The following is a 20019-nucleotide window of genomic DNA, read 5'->3' as shown; positions in this document are numbered from 1 at the left end:
CCAAGTGCGTCAACGGTCCTTTTTTATTCGCGCCGCTCACCCGGCGTTCCGGCCCGCAAGGTCCGGTCAACAGGAGCAGGTCATGTCTGAAGTGCGTCATTCGCGAGTGATTATCCTTGGTTCCGGCCCTGCCGGTTACAGCGCTGCGGTCTATGCCGCCCGTGCCAACCTCAAGCCGCTGCTGATCACCGGCATGCAGGCTGGCGGTCAATTGACCACCACCACCGAAGTCGACAACTGGCCGGGCGACGTCCACGGCCTGACCGGCCCGGCCCTGATGGAGCGCATGAAGGAACACGCCGAGCGCTTCGAGACCGAGATCGTCTTCGATCACATCAATGCCGTGGATTTCGCCGCCAAGCCGTACACCTTGACCGGCGACAGCGCGACCTACACATGTGATGCCCTGATCATCGCCACCGGCGCCAGCGCTCGTTACCTGGGCCTGCCGTCGGAAGAAACGTTCATGGGCAAAGGTGTTTCGGCCTGCGCCACCTGCGACGGCTTCTTCTACCGCAACAAGCCAGTGGCTGTGGTCGGTGGCGGCAATACCGCCGTCGAGGAAGCCCTGTACCTGGCCAACATCGCCAGCACGGTCACCTTGATCCACCGTCGCGAAACCTTCCGCGCCGAGAAGATCCTGATCGACAAGCTCAACGCCCGCGTCGCCGAAGGCAAGATCATCCTCAAGCTCAACGCGACCCTGGACGAAGTGCTGGGCGACAACATGGGCGTGACCGGTGCCCGCCTGAAGAACAATGACGGCAGCTTTGACGAGATCACAGTGGACGGCGTTTTCATCGCCATCGGCCACACCCCGAACACCTCGTTGTTCGAAGGCCAACTGGAACTCAAGGACGGCTACCTGGTAGTCAAGGGCGGCCGCGACGGCAACGCCACCGCCACCAGTGTCGAAGGCATCTTCGCGGCCGGCGACGTGGCCGACCACGTCTACCGCCAGGCGATCACCTCGGCCGGTGCCGGTTGCATGGCAGCCCTGGACACCGAGCGTTATCTGGATGGCCTGCAGAACGCTTCGTTCTGATTCATCGGGTACAAAAAAACCGGCTTCGGCCGGTTTTTTTGTGCCTGGATATCTGCCGGTGGACCCTGTGGGAGCGGGCTTGCTCGCGAAGGCGGTGTTCCAGTCGACATCGATGCTAACTGACACACCGCTTTCGCGAGCAAGCCCGCTCCCACAAGTCCTCTGTTTGGTCAGAAGATCGATTGGCAGGCCAACTGCGCCAGGCACGCCTCCAAAATATCCAAACCCTCTTCCAGCACCGCCGGTTCGGTCGTCAACGGCGCCAGCAGCCGGATGATGTGCCGCGATTTGCCGCTGGGCATCAGCAGCAGGCCCGCTTCCCGCGCCAGGGCCAGCAGTTGCGTCAGTTGCGCCGAGGCCGGAGTGCCGTCGGCGTGGGCCAGTTCGATGCCGCGCATTGCGCCGACGCCGGTCAGTCGGTCCATAAAAGTATAAGTCCTGAGGCGGCTATAATGACCATTCCAAGAATTTGCAGAGGATCTGGAATGTGTGCAAAAAATATGATGCCGAATCCAGTTGCCGAAACTATTTCTATATAACTAATAGGCGCTAACGTGCTTACCGGCGCTAAACGATAATTATGTCGAAGATGGGAGGGATCCGACCCTCTCTCATTAGTCTTCCAGGGGAGGCGCTGTGATGACGAACCGCCGAAGGAACACGTGTGCGTTCGTTCTCTAAGTATATTGTTTCTGTGATATGTCGGCCGCCAAGTATAATTAATATATCGTCTCCTAATAGTCTCTTGGCTAATTTGGCGCACTCGATCGCTCCTGGCATACAGAGGGTCATAGTTCCGAGCAACAGAAGATTGGGCCGTGTTGATAAGATAAGCGTCTCGAATCGGTCCATGTCATCGAGAGAGTACATGAGAAGGAAATACTTTCTAATTTCTTTCCGCGAAACCGCCCAGTTACTGTCCGCCCAAGATCCAGTTTTTTTCTGTGCCAAATTTGCGGCGTAGCGGCAAGCATTGAATAGGCTGGCGGGATCGGTGCTATTGAGCGCATGTTCGGATTTGGTCCCGCTGATCCAATCAGGAGCGGAAACTGCAAGCGCTCGAATCCGGGGCTGTGGATCAAGGACTGTGGAAGACGGCGGAGGCCGTCGGCTGAATTGTAGGTCTTCTTTTACAGGTCGCTGTTCCATTGCGTTCCCCAAAGCCTTCCAAGGCCCTCATAGCCTCGGAACCAATCAGGGGATGTTGTCATGAAATGGATATTGGATACAATGGCCAATAAACCACGGAGGATCTGTTATGGCTGCAATGGCTCTAGGACTGGTGTTTGGGGGCAGAAGCCCTGAGCATGACGTATCGTTGTTATCCGCGAAGAGGATCTATGGAGCGTTATTGGAGCTTGGTTGCGAGGTGCATTGCATCGGCATAGACAGGTCGGGAATCTGGCGTTATCACAACGTCTCTGATTCTTTTCCGAGGGCTGTGGACGGTTCGGCACCTGTCGTTTCAATTAGGCTTGGGTATCCCATAATATTTTACGAGGACACGCGCTCGGGTGAGGTGTGCGAGGTCAAGCTCGATTTGTTATTTCCCGCCTTGCACGGCCCGTGGGGTGAGGATGGGACGATACAGGGCTTGGCTGCTATGTCGAATTTGCGGTGTGTTGGATCGTCTACGTTGGGATCTGCTATCGCGATGGACAAAGATATTACCAAGCGGTTATTGAGAGCCGAGGGTATCGCCATTACTCCTTACATTGCATGTGTGCAGCGGATGCCGCCATGGGATGAGGTTGTTGCCAAATTAGGCGGTAGCATATATGTCAAGCCTGCATCGCAGGGGTCGTCCATCGGAGTCCAACGTATTATCAATGCAGATGAATATGAACTTGCCTTCGCAGAAGCGGCAAGTCTTGATGATAAAGTTCTTTTGGAAACTGAGATACGCGGTCGAGAGATCGAATGCGGTATTCTTCAAGTTGATGGCAAGTTGATTGCTTCGGAACCAGGCGAAATAATTCCCCTCGGTCCACACATCTATTATGATTACGTCGCCAAATATGCAGATAAAAATGGGGCGCGATTGTGTATACCCGCTGTGTTAAGTGAGAAAACTAAAATGAGTATCCAGGCGCTCTCGAAACGTGCTTTCAAGTGTCTCGGTCTCAGCTCTTTCGCAAGAATCGACTTTTTTTTAACCGAAGATGAGGAGATAATTCTCAATGAAGCTAATAGTCTTCCTGGATTTACGGATGTAAGTATGTATCCGCAGATGTTTGGCCACTCCGGCTATTCCCTAACTGGTTTAATAGAGAAGATCTTGGACGGCGCAGTAGGGCCCGCCCGCTCTGTTTTTCATTATGGTCAGGGTTTTTGACGTGACTTTAAAAAAGATACGACTGTCTTTTGGGAGTTGGAAATATGGCTCTTTAGACTTTTTACAGCCCCGATCTGATCACCTGCCGCGCAGGCTTCAGTGAGCATTTTATATTCCCGTACAGACTGTGTCTGATGATCAGGGTCTATTAAGATAAATTGTAAATAACGCTCAACCGAATCTTGGAGGGATTTTATTAAGGATTGGAGCCTTGGACGTTGAACTGGCTGAAATAGCACAGCAAAAAATTGTTGGTTCAAAGCCTTGAGCTGATCAAGATCAGCCGACTCCATGTCTTGGATAATACTGTTAAGCTCGGCAATTCGCTCTTCTTTAATACTCCCAAATGCGAGCTTCAGCGCGGTGCATTCGGCCATAATGCGCATGTCGTAAATTTCGATGATGTCATCAATGGTCATCGTTGCAACGGTAGCCCCCTTGTGGGGCTCATAGACGACTAGTCCTTCAGCTTCCAACTGTCGAATTGCATCTCGTATCGGCATCCGGCTGAGGCCAAATTTAGCTGCCAGATCGTCCTGCCGTAACGGGGTACCTTCGGCGATAGCACCCGTTAAGATGCCCTGTCGCAGCACGTCTACCACGTAAGACATTGCGGTCTTGTAGCGATGCTTGTCTGGAACAACAAAACTATCAAGTGAGCCAGTCAACAGGACCTCCGAATCAGCTGTACGAAAGGCTATTAAGGTATCAGATTTTTCCTACAGGGCTCAAATTTTAAATGCCTCGGTGGGCCTTCATAAGAGACACAAAGAGCCTGCATACATGCGACCATTTGCGATCTATGAAATAAGTTTCGAAGGTTACGGCAATTACTGAAAAATTATAAATTCGCCTACTCGCGGCGAAATTTCTTAATTAGCCATCGCTTCAAATCTCAACGTTTTGATTGTCAGGCCAACTGCGCCAGGCACGCCTCCAAAATATCCAAACCCTCTTCCAGCACCGCCGGTTCGGTCGTCAACGGCGCCAGCAGCCGGATGATGTGCCGCGATTTGCCGCTGGGCATCAGCAGCAGGCCCGCTTCCCGCGCCAGGGCCAGCAGTTGCGTCAGTTGCGCCGAGGCTGGAGTGCCATCGGCGTGGCTCAGTTCGATGCCGCGCATTGCGCCGACGCCGGTCAGGCGGCCGAGATAGGGCGTCAGCCCGCGACGGCGCCAGGATTCGTAGCGGCTGACGATCGCCTCTTCCTGTTGTGCACCCCAGGCGTTCAGGTTGGCGTCGGTCATTTCGTCCAGGGTCGCCAGTGCGGCGGCGCAGGCAATGGGGTTGCCCGAGTAGGTGCCGCCCAAGCCACCCTTGGGCAGGTTGTCCAGCAGCGCCTTGCATCCCACCACTGCTCCCAGGGGCACGCCACCGGCAATGCTTTTGCCCAGCAGCACCAGGTCTGGCTCGATGCCCAACCGGGGGAAGGCAAAGCGCTGGCCGGTGCGGCCGAAGCCGGACTGGATCTCATCGACGATCAGAACAATGCCCTTGTCGTCGCAGAACCGCCGCAGGAGCTGGGCGAAGGGCACGTCCATCGCCAGGAAGCCGGCTTCGCCCTGCACCGGCTCGACAATGAAACAGGCCACGTCATTCACGTCGATCTCGACGCTGAACAGCCGCTCCATGGCCTTCAAAGCCTCATCGCAGGTAATGCCGTTGTCCTGGCTGGGGTACGGCAGGTGATACACCGGCCCGGGCAGTACGCCAACTTTCTGTTTGTAGGGCGCGACCTTGCCGTTGAGGTTGAGGGTCGCCAGGGTGCGGCCGTGAAAGGCGCCGTCAAACGCGATCACGGCGGTGCGGCCCGTGGCGCCGCGCACGATCTTCAAGGCATTCTCCGCCGCTTCGGCGCCGCTGTTGGTGAGCATGCCGCTGACGGGATAGCCCAGCGGAATGAACGCCGCCAGACGTTCCATCAACTCAATGTAGGGCGCGTGAGGCGCGGCGTTGAAGGCGTAGTGAGTCAGTCGGGTGGCCTGTTCGCGGATCGCCTCGACGATGCGCGGATGGCAATGGCCCAGGTTCAACACACCGATGCCGCCGACGAAATCGATGTAGCGTCTGCCGTCGGTGTCCCAGACCTCGGCATTCTTGCCGTGGCTGAGGCTGACGGGATGCACGATAGAGATCGATTGGCTGATGGTTTCGCTGCTCATGGAGGACGGCCCGGACGAAGGAGAAATTTCCGTTATCTAAGCCGCGAGCAGAGGGGCCCGGCAAACGAAATAAAGTTGCCGGGTCAATCTTAAAAGTTGGGATGTGAGCAGATGCGATCTTGCGAGCACTGTTTGCGTGGCGACGAAGCTTTTGTGGCGAGGGAGCTTGCTCCCGCTCCAGTGCGAAGCGCTGGCCTTGGATCGCGGCGCAGCTACTTTTGTGAGTGCTGCGCACTGGAGCGCCAGCCCGGTCAAGCGGGAGCAAGCTCCCTCGCCACAAAAGCGGGTTTCGACATAGAGGTCGATTGTGGATCAGCGCCGCTGCAGCGGTGGTGCCTCGAATTGCACACCCGCCAGGCCATGGACCATCAACGCGCGGATATTGCCGTGATCGCTGCCTTCGGGCGTGGACAGCACCGAACGGTAATGTTCGCCAAACGCCAGCAGTGCTTCTTCATCGCTCAAGCCTTCGAGCAGCGCCAGGCCCAGGGTCTTGCACGAGCCTTCGTTCTGCCCGGCGGCGTTTTGCACGCCGCCGTTGTTGAAAGCCTGGGGCTGGTAGTCGTAGCCGGCGGCGATAAAGGCCAGGGTGTCGGCGAAGGCATGTTCGCCGCTCTTGAGGTGGGCACGCAGGGTCGCAAGATCAAGCATCGGGTTTTCCTTTGGCGAACGCCGCCTGTTGTTCGGCGCTGGCTTCTTTCTGGTATTGGGCTTTCCACTCGGCGTACGGCATGCCGTAGACCACTTCGCGGGCGTCGTCGAGGCTGACCTCGACCTGGCGTTCATCGGCGGCGGCCTTGTACCACTTGGACAGGCAGTTGCGGCAGAAGCCGGCGAGGTTCATCAGGTCGATGTTCTGCACATCCTTGCGGCTGTCCAGGTGGGCAACCAGCCGACGGAAAGCGGCGGCTTCGAGTTCGAGGCGTTGTTGGTCGTTCATGGGGGTCTCTGCGAGGCAGCTTCAAGGGGCAAGCTTCAAGCTGCAAGAGTGGATTTGCGGTGGTCAGGCTTGAAGCTTACAGCTTGAGGCTTGCAGCTGCTACGAAGTAGCCCGACTTGCCGCGAGCGTAATCGATACGGACTCGGCGAAGCGCAAGGCGTGCGGCTTGTCCACTTCGACTTCGGCGTACAGCACCGACTCATTGGCCATGACCAGATCGAGCAGTTCCTGGGTGAGGCGTTCGAGCAGGGCGAAGCGGTTGCCTTCCACGTGGGCGATGATCGCCTTGGTGATAGTGCGGTAGTTCAGCGCGTGGTCGATGTCGTTGTCGCGCACCGCTTCTTGGGCTGCGTAGAGGATGGTCAGGTTGATCAACACATCCTGCTTGTTGAGGATTTCATCCTCGTTGATGCCGATGAAGGTGCGCAGGCGCAGGTCCTTGACCTTGATACGTGCCATGGCTGGCTGAAGTTGTGGCATTTACTTGCTCCGTCGAATCAATTGCAGGAACTCCTGGCGCGTGGTGCTGGAATCGCGAAAGGCGCCGAGCATCACCGAGGTGTTCATGGTCGAGTTCTGTTTTTCGACACCGCGCATCATCATGCACATGTGCTGGGCCTCGATCACCACCGCCACGCCGGCGGCCTGGGTGACCTGCTGCACCGCGTCGGCGATTTGCCGGGTCAGGTTCTCCTGGATTTGCAGGCGGCGGGCGAACATGTCCACCAACCGGGCGATCTTTGACAGCCCCAAGACCTTGCCGGTAGGAATATAAGCCACATGGGCCTTGCCGATGAAGGGCAACAGGTGATGTTCGCAGAGTGAATAGAGTTCGATGTCGGCGACGATCACCATTTCATCGCTGTCAGAGGCGAACAGCGCGCCGTTGACGATTTGCTCGACGCTTTGTTCATAGCCATGGCAAAGGTACTGCATGGCCTTGGCGGCACGCACCGGGGTATCGAGCAAACCCTCGCGCTCGGGGTTCTCCCCCAGGCCGATGAGGATCTCGCGGTAGTGCTGGGGCAGGGATAGCGTCATGGTGCATCCTCGAAACAAGGCTATTTGACGTGCCGCCCGCCGTTGACGGTCAGGGTCGTGCCGGTGACATAGGGGTTGTCCAGCAGATAACGCAGGCTCTGGTAGATCACTTCGCTGCCAGGTTCGATACCCAGCGCGGACTTGGCCAGGGCCTTGGCGCGGTAAGCCGCGTCGTCTTCGGGGTTGAACAGTAGCAGGGCCGGGGCGATGCCGTTGACCTTGATCGCGGGGGCGAACTTCGCCGCGAACGACAGGGTCAGGCTTTCCAGGCCGGCCTTGGTGGCGCAATAGGCGATATGCCGGGCGCTGCCCTTGCGAGTCACGTCATCGCTGATGTGCACGATATCCGCGGGCGTTGAACGCCGCAGCAGTTCGGCGCCATGCAGGTTGATCAGGTAAGGCGCGAGCATGTGCACGCCGAACATGGCGCTGAAGGCCGTCGCTTCGTTGCCAGGCGCCTCGGTCATCCAGGCCGAGGCGTTGTGCACGATGGCCCGCAGTTGGTCGGTGTGCTGCTTGAGTTGTTCGATAAAGGCAAGAATCCCCGTTTCGCTGGCGAAGTCGGCGAACAGCACGATCGCACCCAAGTCGCGCAACGCCTGCACGCCGGGGCGTTCGGTGCGATAGGTCGCGATCACCGGGTGCCCGTCCTCCAGCAAGCGTCGGGCGCAGTGCAGGCCGACGCGCTGGGCTGCACCAGTGATCAGGATAGGAGCGGTGGCGCTGGACATGGGACGGCTCGGTTCACGGTAGGAGCAAAACTATAACAGCGACGCAAGATTGCGGCAGGCGAATCTGTGGCAGTGGCGAGCCGATGAGTTTGCGAAGAGGGGGTGTCAGCGGACATCAGCGTTAACAGATACACCGCCTTCGCGAGCAAGCCCGCTCCCACAGAGGACCACCGTCGAGCACAAATGCTGTGTATGACACAATCTACTGTGGGAGCGGGCTTGCTCGCGAAGGCGGTATCCGGTTAAACCACTGAAGTCACTGATTCTGTGTGAAAGGCTTGGTCGGCAATGCCCGCTGCGGCGCGCCGTTGAGCCAGTTCGCCAGCAAATGGGTCGACATCGGGATAAACAGGTAAACCATCAGCGGTGTCAGGATGAGTGTGCTGATCAGCACGCGGTTCAGCAGTCCCAGTTCGCCCAGCAGCGGCCCCAACAGGAAGTTGAACAACAGCGACACGGGAAAGAACGCGAGCCAGATGGCCACGGCCTGTTTCCAGCGAGGCGGACGCTGGCCGACCGCGCCGAACCAGCCATCGATGCCACGCACACGGTGTTCGGATGGATGGGCGAACAGATCACTGCCCCGTCCCAGCCAGGTCGTGCGTGAGGCGGAGTGTTCCCAGGCATGCAGGGTCTGTTCGTCGGCAAACCGGAAGATGATCTGGAATTCATCGTCCTGGGGCGGTGGCGCGAGCACGCCGGAACCCAGGTAGCCGGGAAAGTCGGTGGCCAGTTGTTCGCCTTCGCGCAACCAGGCAATCAAATCTTCATAGCGCCCGTTGGCGACGCGGCGGGCCACCATCAGGGTGACGGGTGAGGTAGACATTATGTATCTCCGTAAGACAGGCGCAGTACTCCGGGTAGGAGATTCGCGGGAGACGCCCCGGGATGGTGGGTAGCGTCTGGTCGCCATAAAACACGCAAGGATTATTCCAAATTGCGCACAAAACAACAAAATCGCACATAAAGTGCGTTTTGTTCTTGTCATCGACCGTCTCGGGAGGAGTAAACTGGGATCCAAATTGCCAGTCGGATTGCCTGCCAACATGAGCGTGATCACCGAAGATAGCTTTGTCTTCCAGGCATCGGGTGCCTTGAGGCGGGAAGAGCTGTTTCCCATTCGCGAAGTTGCGCGCATGACCGGCGTGAATCCCGTTACCCTGCGCGCATGGGAGCGGCGCTACGGTTTAATCCAACCCACTCGCACCGAAAGTGGGCATCGCCTGTACTCTTTGAGTGATATCGAAAAGGTGCGCGGCATCCTGGCGTGGATAGACCGCGGGGTAGCCGTAAGCAAAGTGGGAAAGATTTTGGCGAAGACCGAGTCGGTGCAACCGGTCTCCACGCTTATTTCATCGGATCTGGTCAAGGCCGATTACGCCCAGTGGCAGCAACAGGTGATGGCTGCGGTCGCCAACTTTGACGATGTGGAACTCGACCACGTTTATGGGCAAATTTTTTCCACCTACAGCGTGCCGGTCATCTTCCAGGACATCCTGATGCCGCTTTGGCGACAAATGCTGTGTCGCCAGCCGGAGTTCGGGCAAATCAGTGAGTGGGTGTTTTTCGATGGTTTCCTGCGTTCGCGCATCGTCCAGCGGCTTTTGCTCAAGCGCGAAAGTGGAGTGCCACGTGTCTTGGTCTGTGCCATCGCCGGCCAATGCCGTGAGCTGGAGTTGCTGGTCACGGCGCTGTTCCTGTCCAAGGCGGATGTGGGCGTCAGGGCGCTGTCGATCGGCCTGCCATTCAACGAGCTGACCTTGGTGTGCCAGAAGATCAAGCCGCTGGCATTGGTGCTGGTTTCCAATCATGCGCCGGTCCCGGAATTGCCCAAGCGCCTGGAAAAATTGGCGATGAGCCTGGATTGTCCGTTGATGTTGGCCGGTGATGCATCCGACCTGGCGCAGGAAAGCCTGGCGGGCTCGTCAGTCGCTTGCCTGGGTAACGAAGGAACGGTGATGCGCCAGCGCCTGCGTCAATTTCTGGCAGGCAACCTCGACACCTGAGTGACTAGAGATGCATGGTGGGATGGGTGAGGCGATGTTGCTGCAGGATGTACTGGCGCAGGCGTTCGGTCTCGTCCTGGTCGTTCTGGTTCAAGTGATAGGCCAACAAACCTCGATCGGTTTCCCGTTCGAAGGAACCACGCAATGAAATCCTCTCGTAGCCTGACGGGCTGAACCACAAGGCAAATTGCTTGGGTGGCTTGGTGCGGCTGCGGTTTTCCAGCAATACACCCTTGCAGGACACTTCATGGACCCACAGCGGTCCCGGCTGGCCCTTGATATTCTCCAGCGCCACCGGCTCGTCTAGCACCAGGCGCCACGGGCGGATCTTCGGTCCGTCCTCGTAGATGCTTGGCACACCCAGGCGCAGGTGCATCGCATGGAATTCGTCTTCCACCAGGTGCAGCGGAAAGGTCATTTGCTGGTTTTCGAAATTGGCTTGCAGCGTCACCTGCTCATTCGCTGCCAGGCGCGTCAGCAAGTCACGGATCTGCGACCCACCGTTGACCAGCAAGCTCGACGTGACATCCCGCTCATTCAACTGCGGGTTGTGTTGCATGGTCCGGATGAAATCCAGTTCATCCTGCGTCAGAAGGGCATCGCGCTGCATGGTCGGCTCGAAATGATAATTTACATATTCACTGGTGATTGTAGTGACTGACCATTAATTCGGGGTTTTGTTTGCACCGTTCGTCGCTTCTAGCCGTGCAATCGTTTCCCGGGCTTCGGCCAGCTCCTTTTCCAGCTGGATGACGCGTTGTTGAGCCTTGACTTCAGTCGTGACGTTTTTTTGCACACCAATGAAATAGGTGTGCCCGTCAGCCGAATTTTTCACCGTGGACAGTGACAATTCATTCCAGAACGGCGTGCCGTCCTTGCGGTAGTTGCGCAACACCTCGCGACAGGTACCTCCCTCTCTCAAGGCCTTGCGAATGGGCTCCAGGGAAGGTTGGTCCCGATCACCCGACTGCAGGAAGCGGCAATCCTGATAGAGGATTTCGTCGCGGTGATAGCCGGTCAATCGTTCGAAGGCTGGGTTCACGTAGATCAGGATGTTGTCTTCGCCTTCTTTTTCAGCGATGACAATCCCGTCGTTCGAAGCATCGATGACCAGTTGCATCAGTTGAGCGTTGATCATTGGAAAGCGCCCTTTGAACATTCCTTGATGCAACATTTTAAAAGAAATCGACAGGCTGTCCACTGGCCATCAATGCCGTTGAGAGCCATTCGCAGCCCGGCAGGTGCAGCTGTTACTATCCCGGCTCTTTTTTCAGGTTCAGGATCAGATCGATGAAAGTCGCCATTCTTTCCGGCTCAGTGTATGGCACCGCCGAAGAAGTCGCCCGGCACGCCGCCAAACTGCTTCGCGACGCGGGCTTCGACGCCTGGCACGACCCTCGCGCGACGTTGACGGATGTGCAGGCGTTCGCGCCAGAGGCCTTGCTGGCGGTGACGTCCACGACCGGCATGGGTGAGTTGCCAGACAGTTTGATGCCGTTGTATTCGATCATCCGCGACCAATTGCCAGGGTCCTTTCGCGGCTTGCCTGGCGCGGTGATCGGCCTGGGTGACGCCAGCTATGGGGACACCTTCTGCGCCGGCGGCGAGCAGATGGGCGAGTTGTTCGCCGAACTGGGCGTGCGCGAGGTGTTGCCGATGCTGCGCCTGGATGCCAGCGAAAGCGTCACCCCGGAAACCGATGCCGAGCCGTGGCTTGCCGAATTGATCGAAAAGTTGCGCCCCTGAAGCGAATCCGGTGACTCGTTTGGCCAGTAAGCTGGCTGCCAATGCAACTACCGCCTCTGAAAGACCTGACTAGACTGATTTTCTTGCGTAAGACGTTTTGATGACGAGACTCCTATAACTAGAAACCAGAGGTCAGAGCCGTGAGCGTAGCGCCCGTCCAAACGACACTCAGTATCAAGGAACAGGTCAGTGCCGCCGAATGGCAAACCCGGGTGGACCTGGCCGCCTGTTATCGGCTTGTCGCGCTGCATGGCTGGGATGACCTGATCTTCACCCATATCTCCGCGAAGGTCCCCGGCACCGAGGATTTCCTGATCAACCCCTTCGGGTTGATGTTCCATGAAGTCACCGCTTCGAGCCTGGTCAAGGTCGACCAGGCTGGCAACAAGTTGATGGACAGCCCCTACGACATCAACCCGGCCGGCTACACCATCCACAGCGCGGTGCATGAGGTGCGCCATGATGTCGCCTGTGTGTTGCACACCCACACCGCCGCCGGCGTTGCGGTATCGGCCCAGAAGCAAGGAGTGTTGCCGATCAGCCAGCAAGCGCTGTTCGTGCTGTCGAGCCTGGCCTATCACGCCTACGAAGGGGTGGCCTTGAATCACGAAGAAAAGGCGCGCCTGCAGGCCGACCTGGGCGACAGCAATTTCCTGATGCTGCACAACCATGGCTTGCTGACATGCGGCGGCACCATCGCCGATACCTTCCTGATGATGTTCACCTTTCAACGGGCCTGTGACATCCAGGTCCTGGCCCAGAACGGCGGGGCCGAATTGATCGCCATCGAGCCGCAGATTCTGGCCGGCGCCCGAGCGATGATCGCCGGCGTGACCAAAAGCGCCCAGGGCATGGGTGGTGCGTTGGCCTGGCCGGCATTGCTGCGCAAGCTCGATCAACACGATACCGGGTATAGAAGCTGATGCCCCTGGCCCAGATCCCCCTGCGTATCTGGCGCCAGCGCAGCCAGATCTTCATGTTCCGTGGCCATGCCATCCGTTATTGGGTGGCGGGGCAGGGCGAGCCGCTGCTGTTGATCCACGGTTTCCCCACCGCCAGTTGGGATTGGCATTACCTGTGGCAACCCTTGGCGCAACGCTACCGGGTGATCGCATGTGACATGCTCGGTTTCGGCGACTCGGCCAAGCCGACGGATCACGTCTATAGCCTGCTGGAGCAGGCCGATCTGCAACAGGCCTTGCTGGCGCACCTGAGTGTGAAGGGCGCGGTGCATCTGCTGGCCCACGATTACGGCGACAGCGTGGCCCAGGAGCTGCTCGCGCGGCACTACGACGCGCGCATCCACCTCGCCAGTTGTGTCTTTCTCAATGGCGGTCTGTTCCCTGAAACCCACCGTCCGGTATGGGCCCAGAAAGTTCTGCTAAGTCCCCTGGGCTGGCTCTTGGGGCGAATGTTCTGCCGGGAAAGCCTGGCCAGCAGCTTTCGGCAGATTTTCGGGCCCTCGACCGGCCCTACCGAAAGTGAACTGGATGACTTCTGGAGCCTGGTGGAGGCCCATCGCGGTCCGCGGATCATGCACAAACTCATCGCCTATATTCCCGAGCGCCGTGTGCAGCGTGATCGCTGGGTGCAGGCGATGCAACGCGGCGAAGTGCCGTTGCGGGTGATCGATGGCGCGGTTGATCCGATTTCCGGTGAGCACATGGTGGCGCGCTACGAGGCCCTGATCCCCAACCCGGACACGGTGTTGCTGCCCGACATCGGCCACTATCCGCACACCGAGGCCCCGGTGCAGGTGCTCAAGCATTACCTGGCGTTTCGCGAAGCCATCGCCGTGCCGCACAGGCAAATGGCCTGTTCCTGACGACTTGACATTGTAGGAGCGAACCTGTGTGGGAGCGGGCTTGCTCGCGAAGGCGTCAGCACATTCAACATCCATTCTGACTGGAAAACCGCTATCGCGAGCAAGCCCGCTCCCACAGTAGATCGAGGTTGAATACAGAATTTGTGGGCGACAAAAGTCCCGTGTGGGAGCGGGCTTGCTCGCGAAGGCGTCAGCACATTCAACATCCATTCTGACTGGAAAACCGCTTTCGCGAGCAAGCCCGCTCCCACAGTAGATCGAGGTTGAATACAGAATTTGTGGGCGACAAAAGTCCCGTGTGGGAGCGAGCCTGCTCGCGATGGCGTCAGCACATCCAACATCTGTCCTGACTGAAACACCGCTTTCGCGAGCAGGCTCGCTCCCACAGGGCTTGGGCCCGCATCATCCCCCCGCCTTATCGGCCACCATTCACTGGCAACCGTGTTGATTGTGACCGGTCGACAGGTGCCCGACACTCGTGCCCATTGTCCTATTCGCCTGCTGGAGTTCTGCCATGAGTGAGTCTGTGCGCTTCGAAGATAAAGTCGTGATCGTCACGGGAGCCGGCGGTGGCCTGGGACGCGCCCACGCGCTGCTATTCGCCAGACAAGGCGCGAAAGTGCTGGTCAACGACCTGGGCGGCTCGGCTCAAGGGGAAGGGGCCAATGCCTCGGCAGCGGACCGGGTGGTTGCCGAAATTCGTGACGCGGGCGGCATCGCCGAGGCCAACCATGACTCGGTAACCGACGGCGACAAGCTGGTCCAAAATGCGCTCGACGCGTTCGGTCGTGTCGATGTAGTGGTCAACAATGCCGGGATCCTGCGGGACAAGACGTTTCACAAAATGGACGACGCCGACTGGGACCTGGTCTACCGCGTCCACGTCGAGGGCGCCTACAAGGTGACCCGGGCCGCTTGGCCGCACCTGCGTGAGCAAAACTACGGGCGGGTGATCTTCACCGCATCCACCTCCGGCATCTACGGCAACTTCGGCCAATCCAACTACGGCATGGCCAAGCTTGGCCTCTATGGCTTGACCCGAACCCTGGCCATCGAAGGCCGCAAGAACAACATCCTGGTCAATGCCATCGCCCCCACCGGCGGCACCCGCATGACCGAAGGCCTGATCCCGCCGCAGGTGTTCGAGCAACTCAAGCCTGAACTCGTCAGCCCGCTGGTGGTTTACCTGGCCAGTGAGACTTGCCAGGAAACCTCCGGCCTGTTCGAAGTGGGCGGCGGCTGGATGGGCAAGGTGCGCTGGGAGCGTAGCCTGGGCGCTGGCTTCGATCCACGCAAAGGCTTTTCCCCCGAAGACGTCGCCGCCCATTGGCAGCAGATCTGCGATTTCCAGGATGCGGTACACCCGAATGACAACCTGGAAGCCTTGAAGGAAATGATGGCGAATCTGCAACGGCACGCCATTTAACAGTTATAGCCCGCGCCGGTTGCTGTCAGCACAGTAACCGGTTCAGGGAAAATACTTCTTCACCAGGGCCGCCAGGTTCGCGGCGGTCTCGACGTCCATCACACCGTCATACTTGGCCGGGCGAAAGTGCAACTGAAATGCTCTTACCAGGCGCTGGAAACCTGCACCGGTCGTGGCCGCCGAAGTGTCATAGCCATATTTCTTGAATAGGCCGAGCAACTGTTCGCGAGGGGGGACACCGTTGGCTTGGTAAGCCTGCAAGAAAGTCTTTTGGGTGGTGTCATCGAACCAGGCACCGATGCCCTTGAGATACAACGCATGCCAGGGGAACATCGGCCCCGGATCACTCTTTCGCCCGGCGGCGATATCCGAATGCGCCACCACGTTGACCGGGCTGATGTCCGGGTAGCGCTTGAGAATGTCCGCCGCCAGGCACTCGATCGCCTCGATTTGCTGAGCCTTATAGGGAGGGAAGGTAAACTGGCCCTGATTATCGGTCGCCAGGTTGACAATCTCCACGCCGATCGAGCTGTCGTTCAGGTTGCTGCGGTTCCCCCAACTGCTCACACCCGCATGCCAGGCCCGCTGGCTTTCGTCCACCAGATTGAAAATCTGCGGTATCTTGAAACCTACTTTCAGATAGGTGGGGTCGCTAAAGTCGGGGATCAGGTAATGGGCGCTGATCGACGGGCCGGTCAGCGCATTGATGGACGATGCGAAGTTGCCGGCGGTGTAATGGAAGACTAAAAAACGAACGCGGCTGTTATAGCCTTTTTTTGAACGATAAGTGTTGTAGTTAATTAGCATCGTAGAAAACTCACTGAATTGAAACCGAAGCAGATTGCTGCGGCTGGTTTCAGCCTATCAGTGGATATTTTATTGGCTTGTAGCGGTTTTCCTGCTTTCTTGTAGGAGCAGGCTTATAGATAATCAGGAATTGTCGTTCGTAAAAATAAGGAAGATAGAAGCAATTTTGGGATAACTAAACAACTGCCTGGAAAGATCATCCGAAAAGAAGTAATTCCATAAAAAAGGCCGCTGTAAAAACAGCGGCCTAAGCGTGACGTTGCAAAGGAGCTACAAACCAACGTCGATAAGCACGGGATGATGGACCGATGCGCCAATCCATCCGAATGACGGTGCGCCAGGCGTGAGGGATGCCGTGGCGACTTGCGTTTGCAGGCCCGTTGCCCTGCAAGCCCGGCCAGCATAGGGATCGGGCCCGGTGGGAAACAGCCCGGATCCGGACATGCACCGTTGCAGGGCGCGTAACAGTCGTCGGCGAGGCAGGGGTATCCGCGGCGCTGATAACCCATCATCCAATTCATCCATGCACGCCTCAAAGGCCCGATGTGCAAGGGCTGTCATCCTTTGGAGGTACAGCGTGAATACCTCCTTGGTGCGCTTATCGCCCAGGGCATCCGGCAGTAGGGTGAAGGCTCTGTCACTCACCGGGGAAGACGCATGACAACAATAACAATGCGCGCCATCTTCAAGCCGCAGGCGCTGGCCGTCGCGGTGGCCTTGGGTTGCTGTGCCCAGGCGCAGGCCGTTTCATTCAACATTGGCGAGATCGAGGGTCAGTTCGATTCGTCGCTGTCCGTGGGCGCGAGCTGGGGCATGCGCGATGCCGACAAGGACCTGGTCGGTACGGTCAATGGTGGTACGGGCCAATCCTCCACCGGTGATGATGGACGGCTGAATTTCAAGAAGGGCGAGACCTTCTCCAAAATCTTCAAGGGCCTGCACGACCTCGAGCTCAAGTATGGCGATACCGGTGTGTTCGTGCGCGGCAAGTACTGGTATGACTTCGAGCTCAAGGATGAAGGCCGCGAGTTCAAGGACATCAGCGACAGCAATCGCAAGGAGGGCGCCAAGTCCTCGGGGGCGCAGATTCTTGATGCCTTCGTCTACCACAACTATTCCATCGCCGATTTGCCAGGCACTGTTCGCGCCGGCAAGCAGGTGGTCAGTTGGGGGGAAAGTACTTTCATCGGCAACTCCATCAACAGCATCAACCCGGTGGACGTGTCCGCGTTCCGTCGCCCCGGTGCGGAGATCAAGGAAGGCCTGATTCCGGTGAACATGCTGTTCGCCTCCCAGGGGCTGACCGACAAACTCACCATCGAAGGGTTCTACCAGTTGGAGTGGGACCAGACCGTGGTGGATAACTGCGGTACGTTCTTCGGCAACGATGTGGTGGCTGACGGTTGCACCAGTGGCTACACCGTAGGCAGCCCGGCGATTGCGCCGTTCGTGCCCTTGACCCAGGCATTCGGCGAGGAGATCCAGGTGTCCAGCGAAGGGGTGATCATTCCCCGTGGCGGCGATCGTGACGCCCGGGACTCCGGCCAGTGGGGCACGGCGTTGCGCTGGCTTGGCGATGACACCGAGTACGGCCTGTACTTCATGAATTACCACAGCCGTACGCCTACTGTCGGCACCACCACGGCGGGGCTCTCGACGCTGGCGGCGTTGCCGGGCATGGTCGCGATTGCCAACGGGCTGGCCCCCGGCAGCGGCGCGGGCCTGGCGCAGAGCGTGATGCTGGGGCGCGGTGGGTACTATCTTGAATACCCGGAAGACATCCGCCTCTACGGCGCCAGTTTCTCCACGACGCTGCCCACCGGCACCGCTTGGACCGGGGAAGTCAGCTACCGTCCCAACGCGCCGGTGCAGGTCAATACCAACGACCTGACCCTGGCCCTGGTCAACCCGATTGCCGGTGGCGCCGCATCGCCCATCGCCACCTCGCCTGGCGCCGACAACACCGGTTACCGCCGCAAGGAAATCACCCAGGTCCAGAGCACCCTGACGCATTTCTTCGATCAGGTATTGGGCGCTGATCGCCTGACCTTGGTCGGCGAAGCGGCGGTGGTGCATGTCGGTGGCCTGGAGTCCAAGGACACGCTGCGTTATGGCCGGGATTCGGTCTATGGCCAATACGGCTTCCAGGGCGACACCGACGGTTTCGTCACTTCGACGTCCTGGGGTTATCGCGCCCGGGCGATTCTCGATTACTCCAACGTGATCGGCGGGGTGAACTTCAAGCCCAACCTGTCCTGGTCCCACGACGTGGCGGGCTATGGCCCCAATGGTTTGTTCAACGAAGGCGCCAAGGCCGTCAGTGTTGGTGTCGATGCCGATTACCGCAACACCTACACCGCCAGCTTGAGCTACACCGACTTTTTTGGCGGCGATTACAACGTTCTCGAAGACCGCGATTTCCTCGCGCTGAGCTTCGGCGTGAACTTCTGATCTGGCTGACAAGGAAAACCCAATGCGCAAGATGATCCTGCAATGCGGTGCCCTGGCCTTGAGCCTGCTGGCCGTGAACGTGATGGCGGCGGTGTCGCCGGAGGAAGCGAACAAACTGGGCACCAGCCTTACGCCGTTGGGCGCGGAAAAAGCCGGCAATGCCGATGGCTCGATCCCGGCCTGGACTGGCGGCATCCCGAAAAACGCCGGGGCGGTGGACAGCAAGGGCTTTCTGGCCGACCCGTTCGCCAATGAAAAACCACTGTTCACTATCACCGCCGCGACTGTGGACAAGTACAAGGACAAACTCTCCGAAGGGCAGGTCGCGATGTTCAAGCGCTACCCGGAGACTTACAAGATCCCGGTCTACCCGACCCATCGCAGTGTCGGCCTGCCGCCGGAAATCTACGAGTCGGCCAAGCGCAGCGCCCTCAATGTAACGTCCATCAACGACGGTAACGGCTTGTCGAATTTTACCGGCAACCGCTACTACGCCTTCCCGATTCCCAAGAACGGCGTGGAAGTGCTGTGGAACCACGTCACCCGCTATCACGGTGGCAACCTGCGCCGGGTCATCACCCAGGTCACGCCGCAGACCAATGGCAGCTTCACGCCGATCCGCTTCGAAGAAGAAATCGCCGTGCCGTTCCTGATCAAGGACGCCGACCCGGAAAAGGCCAGCAACGTGCTGACCTATTTCAAGCAATCGGTCACCGCTCCGGCGCGCCTGGCCGGTAACGTGTTGCTGGTGCATGAGACCCTCGACCAAGTGAAGGAGCCGCGCCTGGCATGGATCTACAACGCCGGCCAGCGCCGTGTGCGTCGCGCCCCGCAAGTGGCCTACGACGGCCCGGGTACCGCCGCCGACGGGTTGCGTACCTCCGACAACTTCGACCTGTTTTCCGGGGCGCCGGACCGCTACGACTGGAAGCTGATCGGCAAGAAGGAAATGTACATTCCATACAACAGCTACAAACTCGATTCGCCGAGCCTCAAGTACGACGATGTGGTCAAGGCCGGTCACATCAACCAAGACCTGACCCGCTACGAGCTGCACCGGGTCTGGGAAGTGGTGGGGACGGTCAAGCCCAGCGAGCGGCACATTTATGCCAAGCGCCACATGTACATCGACGAGGACAGCTGGCAGGCGGCGCTGGTGGATCACTTTGACGGTCGCGGCCAACTGTGGCGGGTGGCCGAAGGTCATGCCCAGTTCTATTACGACCATCAGAACCCGGGCTACACCCTTGAAGCGCTCTACGACATCATCGCCGGCCGCTACATCGCGCTGGGGATGAAGAACGAAGAGAAGCACAGTTACGAGTACGGCTTCGAGGCCAGGGCGGCCGACTACACGCCGGCGGCGTTGCGTTCGACCGGGGTTCGGTAAGTCCTTTCCTGAGTGATGAGGGCTCGTGGCGAGGGAGCTTGCTCCCGCTAGGCTGCGCAGCAGCCTCAAAAAGGACCACTCGATGCACCTGATACATCGAGCCGCCTGGTTTCCA

The 20019-nt window shown here is 58.6% G+C and carries 20 protein-coding genes and 2 pseudogenes; 10 read left to right on the top strand and 12 right to left on the bottom strand.

Annotation, left to right across the window (positions count from 1 at the left end; all coding sequences use genetic code 11):
- Positions 1-82 precede the first annotated feature (82 nt).
- Positions 83-1045, top strand: coding sequence for a thioredoxin-disulfide reductase (gene trxB, locus HU767_RS14030; protein WP_186705044.1), 963 nt, complete (start codon positions 83-85; stop codon positions 1043-1045).
- 40 nt (positions 1046-1085) lie between these two features.
- Positions 1086-1205: pseudogene (locus HU767_RS28820) on the top strand (metal ABC transporter ATP-binding protein); the annotation flags it as partial.
- Positions 1206-1215: 10 nt separating this feature from the next.
- Here the strand turns inward: HU767_RS28820 and HU767_RS14025 are convergent.
- Positions 1216-1473: pseudogene (locus HU767_RS14025) on the bottom strand (aspartate aminotransferase family protein); the annotation flags it as partial.
- An 830-nt stretch (positions 1474-2303) separates the two neighbouring features.
- On the opposite strand from HU767_RS14025, the gene HU767_RS14020 reads away from it, so the two are divergent.
- Complete coding sequence (locus HU767_RS14020) at positions 2304-3380, top strand: D-alanine--D-alanine ligase family protein (RefSeq protein WP_186729781.1); 1077 nt, start codon at positions 2304-2306, stop codon at positions 3378-3380.
- Here the strand turns inward: HU767_RS14020 and HU767_RS14015 are convergent.
- From HU767_RS14015 to HU767_RS13980, 8 genes are all read right to left on the bottom strand, one after another.
- Positions 3368-4048: a GntR family transcriptional regulator gene (locus HU767_RS14015; protein WP_238349470.1), complete on the bottom strand. Its 681-nt coding sequence runs from the start codon at positions 4046-4048 to the stop codon at positions 3368-3370. The two genes, HU767_RS14020 and HU767_RS14015, sit on opposite strands and share 13 nt — an antisense overlap.
- A gap of 242 nt (positions 4049-4290) precedes the next feature.
- Positions 4291-5541, bottom strand: a complete 1251-nt coding sequence (locus HU767_RS14010) for an aspartate aminotransferase family protein (RefSeq protein WP_186729780.1) — start codon at positions 5539-5541, stop codon at positions 4291-4293.
- Positions 5542-5853: 312 nt separating this feature from the next.
- Entirely contained in the window at positions 5854-6192 is a 339-nt protein-coding gene (locus tag HU767_RS14005; RefSeq protein WP_186729779.1) for a HopJ type III effector protein, read from the bottom strand.
- Complete coding sequence (locus tag HU767_RS14000) at positions 6185-6481, bottom strand: DUF1244 domain-containing protein (RefSeq protein ID WP_003205454.1); 297 nt, start codon at positions 6479-6481, stop codon at positions 6185-6187. The genes HU767_RS14005 and HU767_RS14000 overlap by 8 nt, the downstream gene beginning before the upstream one ends.
- A 99-nt stretch (positions 6482-6580) precedes the next feature.
- On the bottom strand, positions 6581-6961 hold the full coding sequence (gene folX, locus HU767_RS13995; protein ID WP_025211888.1) for a dihydroneopterin triphosphate 2'-epimerase: 381 nt from the start codon (positions 6959-6961) through the stop codon (positions 6581-6583).
- Positions 6962-7522 carry a GTP cyclohydrolase I FolE gene (folE, locus tag HU767_RS13990; protein WP_186705049.1) on the bottom strand — a complete coding sequence of 187 codons (561 nt, stop codon included), beginning with the start codon at positions 7520-7522 and terminating at the stop codon, positions 6962-6964.
- 20 nt (positions 7523-7542) lie between these two features.
- On the bottom strand, positions 7543-8253 hold the full coding sequence (gene folM / locus HU767_RS13985; protein WP_186729778.1) for a dihydromonapterin reductase: 711 nt from the start codon (positions 8251-8253) through the stop codon (positions 7543-7545).
- A 256-nt stretch (positions 8254-8509) separates the two neighbouring features.
- Positions 8510-9079, bottom strand: a complete 570-nt coding sequence (locus HU767_RS13980) for an antibiotic biosynthesis monooxygenase (protein WP_186705051.1) — start codon at positions 9077-9079, stop codon at positions 8510-8512.
- 220 nt (positions 9080-9299) lie between these two features.
- Here HU767_RS13980 and HU767_RS13975 point away from each other — a divergent pair, with 220 nt between their 5' ends.
- Positions 9300-10259, top strand: a complete 960-nt coding sequence (locus HU767_RS13975; protein WP_186729777.1) for a MerR family transcriptional regulator — start codon at positions 9300-9302, stop codon at positions 10257-10259.
- Positions 10260-10263: 4 nt separating this feature from the next.
- Here HU767_RS13975 and HU767_RS13970 read toward each other — a convergent pair whose 3' ends face one another.
- Together HU767_RS13970 and HU767_RS13965 are read right to left on the bottom strand one after the other, a co-directional pair.
- A complete protein-coding gene (locus HU767_RS13970) occupies positions 10264-10869 on the bottom strand; it encodes a hypothetical protein (protein ID WP_186729776.1) in 606 nt (201 codons plus the stop codon).
- A 54-nt stretch (positions 10870-10923) separates the two neighbouring features.
- The gene (locus HU767_RS13965) at positions 10924-11397 is read right to left on the bottom strand and encodes a PAS domain-containing protein (RefSeq protein WP_186705194.1); all 474 of its coding nucleotides are present in this window, start codon (positions 11395-11397) and stop codon (positions 10924-10926) included.
- Between the two features lie 152 nt (positions 11398-11549).
- Here HU767_RS13965 and HU767_RS13960 point away from each other — a divergent pair, with 152 nt between their 5' ends.
- The 4 genes from HU767_RS13960 to HU767_RS13945 all read left to right on the top strand — a co-directional run bounded on the left by HU767_RS13960 (position 11550) and on the right by HU767_RS13945 (position 15256).
- Positions 11550-12005, top strand: a complete 456-nt coding sequence (locus tag HU767_RS13960) for a flavodoxin (RefSeq protein ID WP_186705054.1) — start codon at positions 11550-11552, stop codon at positions 12003-12005.
- Between the two features lie 140 nt (positions 12006-12145).
- Complete coding sequence (locus HU767_RS13955; protein WP_186729775.1) at positions 12146-12928, top strand: class II aldolase/adducin family protein; 783 nt, start codon at positions 12146-12148, stop codon at positions 12926-12928.
- Positions 12928-13830 carry an alpha/beta hydrolase gene (locus HU767_RS13950; RefSeq protein WP_186729774.1) on the top strand — a complete coding sequence of 301 codons (903 nt, stop codon included), beginning with the start codon at positions 12928-12930 and terminating at the stop codon, positions 13828-13830. The genes HU767_RS13955 and HU767_RS13950 overlap by 1 nt, the downstream gene beginning before the upstream one ends.
- A 514-nt stretch (positions 13831-14344) precedes the next feature.
- Positions 14345-15256, top strand: a complete 912-nt coding sequence (locus HU767_RS13945) for an SDR family oxidoreductase (RefSeq protein ID WP_186705057.1) — start codon at positions 14345-14347, stop codon at positions 15254-15256.
- 42 nt (positions 15257-15298) lie between these two features.
- Here the strand turns inward: HU767_RS13945 and HU767_RS13940 are convergent, their stop codons facing one another.
- Entirely contained in the window at positions 15299-16063 is a 765-nt protein-coding gene (locus HU767_RS13940) for an N-acetylmuramoyl-L-alanine amidase (protein WP_186729773.1), read from the bottom strand.
- A 657-nt stretch (positions 16064-16720) separates the two neighbouring features.
- On the opposite strand from HU767_RS13940, the gene HU767_RS13935 reads away from it, so the two are divergent.
- Positions 16721-18514 carry a DUF1302 domain-containing protein gene (locus HU767_RS13935; RefSeq protein WP_186729772.1) on the top strand — a complete coding sequence of 598 codons (1794 nt, stop codon included), beginning with the start codon at positions 16721-16723 and terminating at the stop codon, positions 18512-18514.
- Between the two features lie 22 nt (positions 18515-18536).
- Positions 18537-19904, top strand: a complete 1368-nt coding sequence (locus HU767_RS13930; RefSeq protein WP_186729771.1) for a DUF1329 domain-containing protein — start codon at positions 18537-18539, stop codon at positions 19902-19904.
- Positions 19905-20019 lie beyond the last annotated feature (115 nt).

It is taken from the genome of Pseudomonas sp. SWRI179, from assembly GCF_014268705.1.
GTDB classification, from domain to species: domain Bacteria; phylum Pseudomonadota; class Gammaproteobacteria; order Pseudomonadales; family Pseudomonadaceae; genus Aquipseudomonas; species Aquipseudomonas zanjanensis.
The sequence above is the reverse complement of the archived record's forward strand: the minus strand, read 5'-3'. Positions and strand labels throughout refer to the sequence as shown.